Annotated in this window: 14 protein-coding genes; 7 read left to right on the top strand and 7 right to left on the bottom strand. The window is 68.5% G+C overall.

Features of this window, described 5'->3' with window-relative positions; all coding sequences use genetic code 11:
* The 3 genes from B1964_RS18440 to B1964_RS18430 form a co-directional block, all read left to right on the top strand.
* Positions 1-987 (top strand): ATP-binding cassette domain-containing protein (locus tag B1964_RS18440; protein ID WP_139765790.1); only part of this gene is annotated, 987 nt, incomplete at its 5' end.
* A 385-nt stretch (positions 988-1,372) separates the two neighbouring features.
* Entirely contained in the window at positions 1,373-2,176 is an 804-nt protein-coding gene (locus tag B1964_RS18435) for a hypothetical protein (RefSeq protein ID WP_253194058.1), read from the top strand.
* A gap of 122 nt (positions 2,177-2,298) precedes the next feature.
* Positions 2,299-3,024 carry a hypothetical protein gene (locus tag B1964_RS18430; protein ID WP_079930781.1) on the top strand — a complete coding sequence of 242 codons (726 nt, stop codon included), beginning with the start codon at positions 2,299-2,301 and terminating at the stop codon, positions 3,022-3,024.
* A gap of 3 nt (positions 3,025-3,027) precedes the next feature.
* On the opposite strand, the gene B1964_RS18425 is transcribed toward B1964_RS18430, so the two are convergent.
* The 6 genes from B1964_RS18425 to B1964_RS18400 all read right to left on the bottom strand — a co-directional run bounded on the left by B1964_RS18425 (position 3,028) and on the right by B1964_RS18400 (position 8,440).
* Positions 3,028-4,245 carry a DUF6297 family protein gene (locus tag B1964_RS18425; protein ID WP_079930780.1) on the bottom strand — a complete coding sequence of 406 codons (1,218 nt, stop codon included), beginning with the start codon at positions 4,243-4,245 and terminating at the stop codon, positions 3,028-3,030.
* The gene (locus B1964_RS18420) at positions 4,242-4,838 is read right to left on the bottom strand and encodes an ATP-binding cassette domain-containing protein (RefSeq protein WP_079930779.1); all 597 of its coding nucleotides are present in this window, start codon (positions 4,836-4,838) and stop codon (positions 4,242-4,244) included. The genes B1964_RS18425 and B1964_RS18420 overlap by 4 nt, the downstream gene beginning before the upstream one ends.
* A 200-nt stretch (positions 4,839-5,038) precedes the next feature.
* Positions 5,039-5,710, bottom strand: a complete 672-nt coding sequence (locus tag B1964_RS18415) for an FABP family protein (protein WP_079930778.1) — start codon at positions 5,708-5,710, stop codon at positions 5,039-5,041.
* 257 nt (positions 5,711-5,967) lie between these two features.
* Positions 5,968-6,273, bottom strand: a complete 306-nt coding sequence (locus B1964_RS18410) for a DUF1416 domain-containing protein (protein WP_006368137.1) — start codon at positions 6,271-6,273, stop codon at positions 5,968-5,970.
* A gap of 2 nt (positions 6,274-6,275) precedes the next feature.
* The gene (locus B1964_RS18405; RefSeq protein WP_006368138.1) at positions 6,276-7,115 is read right to left on the bottom strand and encodes a sulfurtransferase; all 840 of its coding nucleotides are present in this window, start codon (positions 7,113-7,115) and stop codon (positions 6,276-6,278) included.
* Between the two features lie 395 nt (positions 7,116-7,510).
* Positions 7,511-8,440: a DUF2993 domain-containing protein gene (locus B1964_RS18400; protein WP_079930777.1), complete on the bottom strand. Its 930-nt coding sequence runs from the start codon at positions 8,438-8,440 to the stop codon at positions 7,511-7,513.
* A gap of 222 nt (positions 8,441-8,662) precedes the next feature.
* On the opposite strand from B1964_RS18400, the gene B1964_RS18395 reads away from it, so the two are divergent.
* From B1964_RS18395 to B1964_RS18385, 3 genes are all read left to right on the top strand, one after another.
* Entirely contained in the window at positions 8,663-9,463 is an 801-nt protein-coding gene (locus B1964_RS18395; RefSeq protein ID WP_079930776.1) for a response regulator transcription factor, read from the top strand.
* Positions 9,453-10,388, top strand: a complete 936-nt coding sequence (gene mshD / locus B1964_RS18390; RefSeq protein ID WP_079930775.1) for a mycothiol synthase — start codon at positions 9,453-9,455, stop codon at positions 10,386-10,388. Before B1964_RS18395 ends, mshD begins: the two co-directional genes overlap by 11 nt.
* Positions 10,389-10,488: 100 nt before the next feature.
* Positions 10,489-11,436, top strand: coding sequence for an endonuclease/exonuclease/phosphatase family protein (locus B1964_RS18385; protein ID WP_253194057.1), 948 nt, complete (start codon positions 10,489-10,491; stop codon positions 11,434-11,436).
* Between the two features lie 7 nt (positions 11,437-11,443).
* On the opposite strand, the gene B1964_RS18380 is transcribed toward B1964_RS18385, so the two are convergent.
* Positions 11,444-12,574 carry an LLM class flavin-dependent oxidoreductase gene (locus B1964_RS18380; protein ID WP_079930773.1) on the bottom strand — a complete coding sequence of 377 codons (1,131 nt, stop codon included), beginning with the start codon at positions 12,572-12,574 and terminating at the stop codon, positions 11,444-11,446.
* A gap of 29 nt (positions 12,575-12,603) precedes the next feature.
* On the opposite strand from B1964_RS18380, the gene B1964_RS18375 reads away from it, so the two are divergent.
* On the top strand, positions 12,604-12,997 hold a 394-nt coding region (locus tag B1964_RS18375), incomplete at its 3' end, for an arylamine N-acetyltransferase (protein WP_139765789.1).

Raw genomic sequence — 12,997 nt, 5'->3', positions numbered from 1 at the left:
TCGTTGGGGGCGTCGCTGATCGCGGCCTGCGTCATCGGGATCGGCCTCGCCTCGGGGGTTTCCGGCTCGCTGGCCGGCGTGTCGAGTACCACCGGCCTCCTGACGCCGATGGTGCTCGGCGTGTTGATCCTGTTGCCGCTGTCGTCCTTCGAGTCCACGGCGCCGCTGACCGAGGCGGGAATCCAACTCGAGCGCAGTCGGCAGAGCGCCGCACGGGTGATGGCACTCGTCGACGGGGCACGCCGGATCGGCGAGGACTCGGCGGTCGGGGATGCGGCGATCGACGACGTCGCTGTGCACGCCGCGCCCGCGACGCTGCGCCTCGACGCTCTGCGCTGGGGGTGGTCGGATGCGGCCGTGCTCGGCCCCGAGGCGGGTGTGACCGCAACGCTGACGCCGGGTGCACGGATGGCCGTCGTCGGACCCAGTGGTATCGGCAAATCGACGCTGCTGTTGACGATGGCCGGTCTGCTCGATGCCCGCGGTGGGTTGGTAACGGCCGCCGACGAAGCCGGGCAGCAGCTGACAATCCGTTCGGCGACATGTTATTTCGCCGAGGAGGCGCACATCTTCTCCACGTCGCTCGAGGAGAACCTCCGCGTCGCCCGCGGGGATGTGACCGTCGAGGAGATGCACGCGGCGCTCGCCGAGGTGGGTTTGGCCGACTGGGTGGCCGAACTGCCCGACGGGCTCGGCACCGAACTGACCGGCGGCGCCGAATCGCTCAGCGGTGGCCAGCGCCGGCGACTGCTGCTTGCGCGGGCGTTGCTGCACCGTGCGCCGATCGTGCTACTCGACGAGCCGACCGAGCATCTCGACGCCGCCGACGCCGAGCGCCTGCTGGCACGGATTCTCGACCCGTCGTCGGGCATGTTCGCCCCGGATCGCACCGTGGTGGTGGTGACGCATCAGCTGCCGGCGACGGCGCTGCATCCCGGGCGTGCCGAGTCGGTTCGGGTGGTCGACCTCAGCCCGGTCGCGCACTGACGTGACATCTCCCCTGTGAAACCCCCGGAACGAAAACCTGTTGCCGGGCTTGAGGTTGCGGCGTAGTTTCGTCGGTACACATGGAAGGAGGTGGTCCGAAGTTGATTGGCAAACGGACAAGTGAGGTGACCATCCGCTGACGCGGAGATCCATCTGATATCCCTCGATCGATCCCTCGCATCGGCGAATACCAGGTGGTCACCCGACCCCCGCACCCGACCTGGTCCGGTCGCTCGGCCCGAATTCCCGGGCGGTGCGGGGGTCGTTCCATGTGTGGGGTCCGTCGGGGTGAACCCCGGGTTTTCGGGTAGTGCACTACTCGTGTTCGGGCTGTCCGGCCGGTGTGGACTGGCACACAGATCAGCTCACCAACGCGGGAGACGTCATGAACACCGGGATCCTGGATTCGTCAGCAACTGCCTCATCGGCAACCGTGGGCATTGCGACCGCATCGACGCGGGAGTTCTCGGTACCCACCGGCGGGTTGTCGCGCTTTCTCACCCCGGGCGATCGCGACTGGAACGACGACGGCGCGGGTACCTGGATCGCGGGGTACGCCGGCGGGCTCACGTACACGTTGACTGCCGATTCCGTGGACTCGCGTCTGACCCTGCACAACCGCGGCCGCACCGATCTCGCCGTACTCTCGATTCCCGGCTTCACCGCGATGTCGGGTGCCCGGCTCACGCCACTGAGCGCAGGATCATCGGCGGCGTTGCCGGACAACGAGTTCCACGTGCTGCAGGCCGAACGCCGCGGCGGGCGGCCGGTCATCGTCGGCCAGATCGTCGACGACGGTGAGCCCGCCTTCCTCATCCACCCGCCACGGCCAGACGAGGTCGATTGGCCGCGTATGCCCGGTGCGGACGAGTTCTGGACGCCGTATTCGCCGGCGCCGTCGGCCGAGCCCGATCAGTCGGGTGCGGCGTCCGACAGCATCGCAGGAAGATACGACGCCACGGACGCCGGGGTGTGCTGCGAGAGTGTCGCGGGGATGGCCGTGGTCCACAATCGGGGGCCGCGACGGATCGCGGTGCTGATGACCGGGCTCGGCGGGGCCTTCGACCTCGTCGTCGCGCTCCCCGGGGAATCGATCCCGATCCCACCGGGCCCCGGCATCCACTATGTGCAGGCGGCGCGGGATTCCGGGCGGCCGGTCGTCGTCGACGTCATCCACGTGCGCCCCTGATGGGTATGACGCCTGATGTGTATGACGTTCTCGTGTACGACGTTTCCGGCGGAAACCGGGCAAATCGTCATGCTGATCGACCTTCCGGGTGGCATGGGGGGATTGGCGGTAGCGTATGCGCGGTGAATGAACCGGGGAGCCATTATTCGAATCCGTACCCACACCAGCAATGGGGTCCGTCGACGCCGCAGCCGTGGGGTGGCGGCCAGTACCCGGGCGGCTACGGGGTGCCCGGTGCGTATGGGGCAGCACCGTTCACACCACCGCCGAAGCCGCCGCTGCGTCATGTCGCGCTGACGCGGACGTTTGCCGCGTGCACGATGCTGGCGTGGTTGCTGATCGGTGTTTTCGGGTTTCTCACCTTCGCGACGGTGACCGCAAACGACGGCGGCGACTCGACGTTCAACGGATGGGCTCACTGGACCTCGCAGGGTGAGGGACTGCCGCTGATGGGCGGATCGCATGCGGTCGTCTTCCCTGGGGTGCTACTGCCCTTACTCATCCTCTTCCCGACGCTGCTGTCGTCGATCCTCATCCTGTGCAACGTCGCCCGGCGCGGATTCTCCGCGGTGAACGTGGTGTTCGGGGTCATCGGTGCGGGCGTGGCGACGGTGGCGGTCGTCGACCCCTCGGCTGTGGTCGGCACCTTCGACAACGACTCGTCGCAGTATGTCGACGCCCACTACACGTTCTCGGCCGGACCGTCGGCGATCCTGAACGTCGTCCTCGGGGTCGTGGTGGTGCTGCTGGGAATCGGCGGAATCATCTGGGGTGGCAAGGCGCCTGTGCCGGCCGCCTACGCACCGCCCGCGTACACACCGACGGGCCACATGCCGCCGTCGGTGTGAGGCTCAGCCGAGCATGCTCACCGCGGCGGCGGTGACTGCCATTGCCACCAACCCTCGCGCCTGCGTTGTCAGCAGAAAGGGTTGGACGGATGCCCCGGTGACGAGAGGTTCGTTCACCACCACCGAGTCGTAGGGAAGAGGCGGTCGCGTGGCGCGCCGCAGGACCGCGATCGTCGAGCCGACGAACAACACCACGACCGACGACCCGGGCAGCGGCCAGGCGAGGGCCGCTATGCAGGTGGCAATCGCCACCACGACGCCGGGAACCACCATGTGAGCAGCCCAGAGTGTGCGATCGTCGAGGGCGAGTGCTCGTCGGAGTGCGCGACCACCGCCGGCCGTGCGCAACCCGTCGGTCACCGAGTTCCCCGCGCAGTAGGCCAGCGCGGCGACCACCACCGCAGATCCGTGATGAAACAACAACGCCTGTGGGATGACCATCAGAGCCATCAGACACAGCAACGCGCGGATCACCGAATCCGGATGGCGTCGGAGACGGCGAAAGTCCAATTGCACCAACGAGAACGTCGGTGAGTCGACGAGTCGAGGGCCCCTGGACGCGAGATGGCATCGTTGCCAGCGAACCACCCGGGCGTCGGTGAGCCAGGTGACATCCATCGTCGAGACCGTGAGGCCGAGCGCCCCCGAGTATCCATCGGTGGGCGCTATCGTCCGGCGATGAAGGGTGGCCGGGGAGAGTTCCCGCAGGGGAGGGGCGATACCACGGCGTCGATCATCGACGACTTGCGCGAGGTAGGCCGCTCCGGCGGCCGTCAGGCCCGCGGTACCGCCCACGATCATCGATGCCACCATGAGGTCTGGCCGGAGAAGTCCCAACAGTGCTGCACCGCAGAGACATACGAGGATCGACGAGATTCCGACACGCGCCAGGTGCCTCCCCAGAACGCGTCCGCGCGGCGCTGGGCCCGACAAGGTCCATCGCGCGACCGCCCGTGAGACGCGTACCGGACCCCACACTCTCGCCCAACGGGACGCGAAGACCGCGACCACGATGATGCCGATCAGTAACGCCGGCAGCGGATGAGTGGCCGCCGCTCCGGTGAGCTGAACGACCGAGGCAACTCGCGACGGCGCGAGCAGGGTGCCGACCCCGCCGGCGAGGACCGCCACGCAGAAGACGACCTCCACCCACGAGACGTCGTAGCGTCGCATCCAGTGCGGCCGTAGGCCGCCGAGACGTTCACCGAACCGGGTGCTCATCGACCCAACTCCACGATCTGGTCGGCGCAGCGCTGCACCAGCGTCGCGCTGTGTGATGCGATGAGAACGGCGCGTCCCGACGAAGCGGCAGTCTCGATCTCGGTGGCCGCCCATTGTTGACCGTCGGCGTCGAGTGCACGCTCGGGTTCGTCGAGCACCAGCAGCCGTGATGGCCGGAGGAACGCTGCCGCGAGTGCGAAACGTTGTCGTTGACCGGAGGACAACGTGTGCGGGTAGCGATCGGCAAGGTCACCGAGCCCGGCATGGGTGAGCGCCGCGTCGACGTCGGTGGCGCCGGTTCGATGTGTGCGGACGAGTAATTCGAGGTGCTCTGCGACAGTCACGTCGAAGAACGTTGCGTCGTCGCCGGTATCGGCGGAGACAAGCGCGCGAAAGCGCGGCGACCGATCGTCTGGAGCCATCCCGAAAACGTCGATGGAGCCGGCGTCGAGCCGATCGTCGTCGATGACGCACCGCAGCAGGGTGCTCTTGCCGCTGCCATTGGGTCCGACGACGGCGGCGCCGGCGCCACAGCGTGCGATCGACCGGTGGCGGAGTGCGCTGCGGACTGATGCGCAGCGCCGCCAGCACACGCAGCATCAGACGTCGGGCGACCGGATGCGCAGCGGTGCCGGCCGCGAGTGCGATGAGCACCACCGCGAGGACAGACGTGACCGCGGTGGGCGCAGGCGGTCCCATGACCAGGGTGAATAGAAACGGGACCCACATCATGGCGAGATACACCGGTAGCGAGCGAGGGGCTCCCGTGTGATCGCGCAGCATGACGATTGCGTCAGCCGACGTGACGCCGCAGCTTGGCCGACAGGCGCGGGGTGAGGTCCCCCTCGGCATCGACGCGTTCCTCGACGTAGGCGAGATCGCCGTCGGGCACGATGCCGTAGAGACGCTTGGCGCCGCCGGTGTGCTTGCCCGACTCGGAGCGGATGACGACGTCGGTGGTCAGATTCCACGACGTCTGATTGAGCGGGCGGCCGTAGTACAGCTCGATGGAGCCCTCGGCGTGGGTGAGGAGGAGTTCGATGCTGTCGTCCTCGCCGATCCGCCAGAAGCCGGCCTCACGCAGATCGGGTCGGACGAAGTTCCCGTCCTCGTCGATCACCCACGAACGGGCCTCCCAGTTGAGGAAGTTCTGTCCGTCGTGGCTGGCCACGATCTGCTGGGCGAAGTGGTAGTCGTTGCCGCTGACCGGGTCGTGGCCCTCGCCCTCGCCGCGCCAGACTCCGACCATCGGCAGAAGGGCGAGCAGGCCCGGATGCAGGTCGGCGCCGATCCGCAGATTGGCGGTGTCCGCGGGCAACGGCAGATCGTCCCACGAGGGGGCGTTGCGTTCGCGGCTGCCGGATTCGGCGGCACGGACCTCGGCCTGGTTGATCGCCTCGTCACCCGACCGACGTGGGATATCGGCCCCGTCGGGGTCGGGTTGTCCGTCGGACGGCAGGGTCACGATTCGTCGTTGACCAGGCGGTAGATCACGTACAGCGTGAACCAGATGATCAGCAGCGTTGCCAGACCCAGCAGGATTTCGAAGAAGAGGACCACGGGTGGCAGTTTACCTCTCGGGGTGTGCGCGGACGTCGTCGGACCGGCCGAGTGAAAGATGAATCACGGGCCGCCCTGGGAAGACCCGAGGAAGAACAGGTGAGAACGCCGACGGCCCGGCCACCGCGAGGGTGACCGGGCCGTCGGGGAGTCCGTGTGGACTTACTTGCTGACGGTGATGTCGTGCGTGTGCACGCCGGGTCCGTCCGGGCTGACGGTGACGTCACCGTTGCCGACCGAGCTCAGCGCACGCAGCGTCCACTTGCCGGGCGCGGCGAAGAAGCGGAAGTCGCCGGTGGGGCTGGCGACGACCTCGGCGGTGAACTCACCGGTCTCGTCGAGCAGCCGCACGAACGCACCCGCGACGGGGCTCCCGGAGTTGTCGGTGACCTGTCCGGTCAGGACGGTCTCCTTCTCGACATCGACGCCCGCGGGCAGCTTCTGTCCCTGCTTGGGTGCAGCACACATGATTACTTACCTTCTCCCAGTTCAACCGGAACGCCGACGAGCGAGCCGTATTCGGTCCAGCTGCCGTCGTAGTTCTTGACGTTCTTGTGGCCCAGCAGCTCCTGCAGAACGAACCAGGTGTGGCTGGAACGCTCGCCGATGCGGCAGTAGGCGATGGTTTCCTTCTCGCCGTCGAGGCCGGCGTCCTTGTAGAGCTCGGCGAGTTCGTCGTCACTGCGGAAGGTGCCGTCCTCGTTGGCGGCCTTGCTCCACGGCACGTTGATGGCACCGGGGATGTGGCCGGGACGCTGGCTCTGCTCCTGCGGCAGGTGGGCAGGGGCGAGGATCTTGCCGGAGAACTCGTCGGGGCTGCGCACGTCGACGAGGTTCTTGGCGCCGATGGCGTCGACGACCTCGTCGCGGAAGGCGCGGATCGAGTTGTCCGGATCGGCGGCCTTGTACTCGGTGGCCGGACGGCTCACGGCATCGGTGGACAGCGGCCGGCCGTCGAGCTCCCACTTCTTGCGGCCGCCGTCGAGCAGCTTCACGTCCTGGTGGCCGTAGAGCTTGAAGTACCAGTAGGCGTACGCCGCGAACCAGTTGTTGTTGCCGCCGTAGAGCACGACGGTGTCGTCATTGGCGATACCGCGCTCGGAGAGCAGCTTGGAGAACTGCTCGCGGTCGACGAAGTCACGACGAACCGGATCCTGCAGGTCGGTCTTCCAGTCGAGCTTGACCGCGCCCTCGATGTGGCCGCCGTCGTAGGCGCTGGTGTCCTCGTCGACCTCGACGAACACGACCTTGTCGGTGTGCAGGTTCTGCTCAGCCCAATCGGCGCTGACCAGGACGTCGGAACGTGCCATGGGTGTTTCCTCCCGTAGATGTGGGTATCGGGTGTAGTGGAGATGATCGTGAAACAGCGATGAAGGCGATCGGCGTCGGACGCCGACGAACTTCGGCGGATGATGACGGCATGATCGGCGGAGAGCCCGGGATCTCGGTGGACGGCGTCGTCATGGGAAACGCGCCTGGACCGGCCGGCATCGAGTGACCGTGCGACTCGGGCGGGACGGGCCGGCGCGAGCGAGACGATCACATCGTGATGCGACAGCAACAGTCGGCGACTCGACAGAAGTCGATCGCCCGGCGGCGGGTGAGCATGAACTCACGGCGCTGTTGCATGTCCACGAGGGTACAACAGCGAGCGGTGCCCGCCGCAAGCGTGTCCCCGGCCCGGCCGTGGTTGCGATCGTCGAGGTCAGAAGCGCGCGGGCAGCAGGTCGCGTGGCCCGGACCCGGCGGTGAGCAGGATGTCGCTGCCCGAGCTGTGTGCCCCGGTCGCCGGCAGGTCCCACGGCATGGGCAGCAGCGGCAGCGTGGCGGTGAAACGCGCGAACACGGCCGCGCGTAGAGCGGACTTGTCGGCGCCGGCGAGTTCCGGTGCGTCGACGTGCTTTTCGGGCCCGGTGTAGAAGCCCGTCGCCTGCAGGTGCAGCCGGCCATCGCGCACCGATACCTCGACGGTGACGCTGACCCTGGTCCGCGGGCCCGGGTACTCCGAGGCCGACGGCGCGCGCTGCGGACTCGGCGTCGCACCGGTTGGCGGCGCCGAGGCCGGCGGCAGCGCCACCGATCCGGTCAGCACGATCCCCGAGGTGCGCTCGAGGTTGCCGAACTGGGGTCCGCCGCCGCCGACACGGTCGGGGCCGGCGGGGGTGTTGACGGTGAGATCCAGGATGCCCAGCATGCGGCCCAGATTCACCGAGTCCAGTCGCGAGTAGGCGGTGACCGAATCGATGTGCAGGGTGTCGGTGGGCCCGATGTCGAAGCCGTCGGGGACCCGCAGCGCCCCGAGTGTCGCCCCGAGTTCGGCGAAGCAGGGGCCGGCCGCCGGATACGAGCATCCCTGCGCGATCGGCACCCCGCGGGCGGTGATCGTGGCGCCGGTGAACTCGCCGGACGAGGCATGGGTCAGGAACGGGAAGCCGCCGAGCGTCACCTCGGGCCGGTAAGCGATACCCGGTGCACTCGCGAGGGACGTCGAGAGGCGATGTTCGCCGCGACTTGCCGCGACGGTGTCGGCGATCGCCGCGATGGCACCCACGACGACGACGAGCGCAAGCGTCACCAGAAGCGTGCGTCGCAGCCGATGTCGCGAGGGTGCGGGGGTCGCTGCGTCCGAGGTCACGGCCTCCGAGTCTGCCTTGTTAACAGCCGAACGTGACATTGCGGCTATTCTGTCATCTGTCGCGCACATGTTGGTAAGGCAGAGTAAACATGCCCTTTCAGGCGCGATCGGTGGATCGCCTCAACGTCGAGGTGGCCGGGAGACGGGGTACGACCATCCCCGAGGCCCCCTGCCTCGGGACGTAAGGTGCGCGAGGCGCGACGAGGAAGATCGGAGAAGGACGTGGATCTCCTGTTGTTGACCGCCGATCCCAACCCGGAGTCGGTATTGCCGTCCCTGTCGCTGCTCGCGCACACCGTGCGGGTGGCTCCGACGGAGGTGTCGTCGCTGATGGAGGCGGGTAACGCCGACGTCGCGATCGTCGACGCCCGCACCGACCTGGCCGCGGCCCGCGGACTGTGCCGGCTGCTCGGCAGCACCGGATCGGCGGTGCCGGTGGCCGCGGTGCTCACCGAGGGCGGATTGGTCGCGGTGAACGCGGATTGGGGACTCGACGAGTTCCTGCTGCCCGGGACGGGCCCCGCCGAACTCGACGCCCGCCTGCGTCTGCTGGTCGTGCGCACCCGCGGCATCAGCGCCGAGGAGGCCTCCGGCAAGGTCACGCTCGGTGAGCTGGTCATCGACGAGGGCACCTACACCGCCCGTCTGCGCGGGCGCCCGTTGGATCTGACCTACAAGGAGTTCGAGCTCCTGAAGTATCTGGCGCAGAACGCCGGTCGTGTCTTCACCCGGGCGCAGTTGCTGCAGGAGGTCTGGGGATACGACTTCTTCGGTGGCACCCGCACCGTCGACGTCCACGTCCGGCGCCTGCGCGCGAAACTCGGCAGCGACCACGAGTCGTTGATCGGCACCGTCCGTAACGTGGGCTACAAGGCCGTGCGCCCGACGCGCGGCCGCTCCGCCTCGGCGGAGACCGCCGACGACGAGACCGCGGACGCGGGAGACGAACTCCCCGGCGAGGACCTCGGCGACATCGGCGACACCCGGATCGATCCCTTCGACGAGGAGTTCAGTGCCCCCTGAGGTCGAGGTCCCCGAGGTTGACGTCATCGAGTCCCTGACGCCCGAGATGGCCGCCCACGCACACCGTGTCGTCGCGGCAGCGACCGCGGCCGACGGGGTGGCGCCACTGTCGGAACAGGCCGTCCTCGCCATCGACGGTGCCGGCGTGGGCGTTCGACACGTCATCAGCGCGGCCGGCTACGCCAACATCGTTGCCGGCCGTGACGACGAGCCGGCGATGATCGAGGCCGTCGTCGATCCTGAACAGCGTCGCAGGGGGCACGGCCGGGCACTCCTCGAAACCGCCTTCACGGCGGCGCGCGAACGTGCCGGCGCCGCCCCCACCTCGGACGCCGTGCGGGCCTGGGCGCACGGCGATCTCCCGGCCGCGCAGGCGTTGGCCGCATCGCTCGGGCTGCAGCGTCGGCGAGAGTTGTTGCAGTTGCGGCGAACCGGTGGAGCCGATGGCCTACCCGCCCTCGACGTCCCCGCCGACATCGAATTGCGCACCTACGCAGGGTCTTCGGATGACGCGGAGATCCTTCGCGTCAACAACGCCGCCTTCGCCTGGCACCCCGAGCAGGGTGGGTGGGCCCCCGAGCAGATCACCGAGCGCGTGGCATCGGACTGGTTCGACCCGGCCGGGTTGTTCCTGGCGTTCGACGCCGCGGCCGGTGCCGGCGAATCAGATCGCCGACCGCTCTTGGGTTTTCACTGGACCAAGACGCAGGGGCCGGGGCTCGGCGAGGTCTACGTCGTCGGTGTCGATCCGGCCGCGCAGGGTCGCGGTCTCGGGCGGCTGCTGACGCTGGCGGGTCTGCACTACTTTGCCGAGCGGGGTGTCGACGAGGTGCTGCTGTACGTGGAGGGTGACAACACCGCGGCGCAGCACACCTATGAGCGATTGGGCTTCACCCGCTACGCCATCGACGTCGCCTATGGGTGAGCCGGCCCCGGCAACAGGTGGTCGTCGTTCGAGCTCTACCGGGGTGACCCGCTTCGGTGTGATTCGGCGGGGTGTGATCCGGTGGAGTGTGATCCATTGGGTGACAACGATTGTCGGCGTGGTGCTGGTCGGTGCGGGCGCCGCCGGGGTGGCCGCCCATCATTCGCCGCTGACCAGCTCGACGGCCAGCCGGATCGCCGCGTTCACGCCGTTGCTGGTGTTGGCCTCGATCGTCGGGTTGGCCGCGCTGCTCGCCGCACGGCGCAGGCTCGGTGCGGTGCTCGCGACCTTCGTGGTGGCGGCCGGCGTGGTGACCCAGGTACCGCTCTACGTCGGCTCGGCGTCGGCGCGGGCCGATGATCTCGTGGTCATGCAGGCCAACATCTACCTCGGCGCCGCCGACACCGACGCGCTGGCCGCCACGGTGCGCGCCGAGAAGGTCGACATTCTGACCGTCGTCGAACTCACCGACGCGGCGCTGACGCGCCTACGCTCCTCGACTCTGGCTGCGACGCTGGGGTATTCGTTCACCCACGCCCTGCCCGACGGCCGGGGGATCGGCATCTTCTCCCGGTTCCCCCTCGTCGAGGGTATGGTGCTGGAGCATTTCCGCCTGGGGAACGTGCGCGCGGTGGCCGACATCGACGGCCACGGCCGCCACGCCGTCTACGCACTGCATCCGTTGCCGCCGTGGCCGGAGCCGGCCTGGCGCTGGCAGTCCGAACTCTCCCGACTCTCGTCGATCCTGAACGCCGAGACACTCCCGACGATCGTCGGCGCCGACATGAACTCCACCTGGGATCATCGGCAGTTCCGAGAGTTGTTGCGCGGCCACGGTCCCGACGGATCACCGGGCCTGCTCGACGCCGCCGAACTCACCGGCGCGGGCGCCGCCGCCACGTACCCCGCGAACCGTCGGATACCACCGATGCTGGGGATCGATCACGTCATGACCCGCGGTGGGCCGGTACCGACGTCGCTGCGTACGGTGGACCTACCGGGATCCGATCACCGCGGCGTGGTGGCCACGGTGCGTCTGCGCCGATAGCGGGCCGTCAGGCCACCGCGGGGGTGGCGGGCGCACCGAGCAGCGGCAGCAGGAGATCGGCGGCGATCTCGGCCTCCGCGGCCAGCGGCCAGCCCGACAGAATCCAGATGTCGATACCGGCCTGTGCGGCAACGGTGTTCATCGCGCGGGCCACGTTCTCGGCGCTGCCGACGAAGTACGTTCCGGTGCCCTTGCCCGCGATGTCGAAGGGAGGTTCGGCGGCGGTCCAGGTGGTCAGCCCGGCGGCCATGCTCGGGGCGAACTCGAGTAGGTCGCGCCCGGGGATGCGCCCGGCACTCAGGGCGTCGATACGGCCCTGCACCTGCGGGTCGGGACTGGTGATCTCGTCGAGCCCGGGGAAGCCGAAGCTGCGCAGGTTGCGGTCGGCGGTCGCGAGCACCGTCTCCGGGCGTGTGCGGGACAGCTGATCGGAGAACCGCTCCCACGCCTGCTCGTCGGTCTCGCGCACGATGACGCTGGCGAGCACCCCGAAGCGCAGCGACCGGCCGCGGCCCGCGGCGGCGTCGCGAACCCGGGCGAACAGCGTCGACAGGTCCGCGGGTGCCGACATGAACGACAGGTACACGTCGAGGACCTCGGCCGCGTGGGCAATGCCCTCAGGTGACGCGCCGGTGCCCCAGACCTCGATGCCACCGGGCTGTCGGGGGCCGGGGATCGCGGGCTTGTATCGCGGTCCGTAGGAGAAGAATTCGCCGTCGTAGGCATCGGTGGCGTCGGCGTAGAGACGTTTGACCTGGGTCCAGTATTCGGCCGAGAGCCGGTACCGCTGCGCCTTCGAGGCGTACTGGCCGTACCGGGCGAGGACGGCGTCGGCGCCGTTGACCTGATTGAAGATCAGCCGCCCGCCCGAGTACTGGTCGAAGACCTGTGCCTCCTCGGCGAGCATCGCCGGTGGCTTCACGCCCGGGTAGACCGGGATCAAGAAGCGCAGATTCTCGGTCTCGGGGACGAGCGCGATCGGTTCGCGGGCGGTGGTCAGCGCCCCGCGGTAGCCGAGCCGGTCGAGGGTGCGGGCCTGATGGCGGATCACCTCGAAGGTGGGTTCGGTCCGCAGCGATGGTTCCCACGGGACGTCACCGTCGGTCGGATTGATGTACCAGAAGACCTCGGGCGCCATAGAATATGAGGTTAGCCTATCCTGTTGTCGTGGACGCAACCGGCACCTCGCCGATCAGCGCGGGGGCGCAGCTTCGGCCGGCCGCGTATCTGTCGAGGATCGGCGTGACCGATGTCGCCGCGGACCCGGCGAACCTGGTCGTCGCGATCGCGACCGCGCAACATCGGCGAATCCCGTTCGAGAATCTGGGTATTCATCTCGGGACACCCGTCGAGGTGGATCCGCGTGTCATCGTCGACAGGCTCGTCGACGGCCGTCGGGGCGGGATCTGCTACGAACTCAACGGACTGCTGCTGCTCGCGTTGCGCGCACTGGGTATCGATGCGCACGTCGTCGGCGCGAGGGTGGAGTCGGCCGCCGGTCTCGGCCCGCCGCTCGGGCACATGGCCGTGCTGGCGCAGGTCGGCGCAGAGCAGTGGCTCC

The organism is Gordonia sp. i37 (assembly GCF_002043085.1).
Lineage (GTDB): Bacteria > Actinomycetota > Actinomycetes > Mycobacteriales > Mycobacteriaceae > Gordonia > Gordonia polyisoprenivorans.
The sequence above is the reverse complement of the archived record's forward strand: the minus strand, read 5'-3'. Positions and strand labels throughout refer to the sequence as shown.

Coding starts and splice junctions, on each gene's coding strand:
- B1964_RS18435 (WP_253194058.1), top strand. CDS start 1,373: ATGAACACCGGGATCCTGGATTCGTCAGCAACTGCCTCATCGGCAACC.
- B1964_RS18425 (WP_079930780.1), bottom strand. CDS start 4,245: ATGAGCACCCGGTTCGGTGAACGTCTCGGCGGCCTACGGCCGCACTGG.
- B1964_RS18410 (WP_006368137.1), bottom strand. CDS start 6,273: ATGTGTGCTGCACCCAAGCAGGGACAGAAGCTGCCCGCGGGCGTCGAT.
- B1964_RS18405 (WP_006368138.1), bottom strand. CDS start 7,115: ATGGCACGTTCCGACGTCCTGGTCAGCGCCGATTGGGCTGAGCAGAAC.
- B1964_RS18380 (WP_079930773.1), bottom strand. CDS start 12,574: ATGGCGCCCGAGGTCTTCTGGTACATCAATCCGACCGACGGTGACGTC.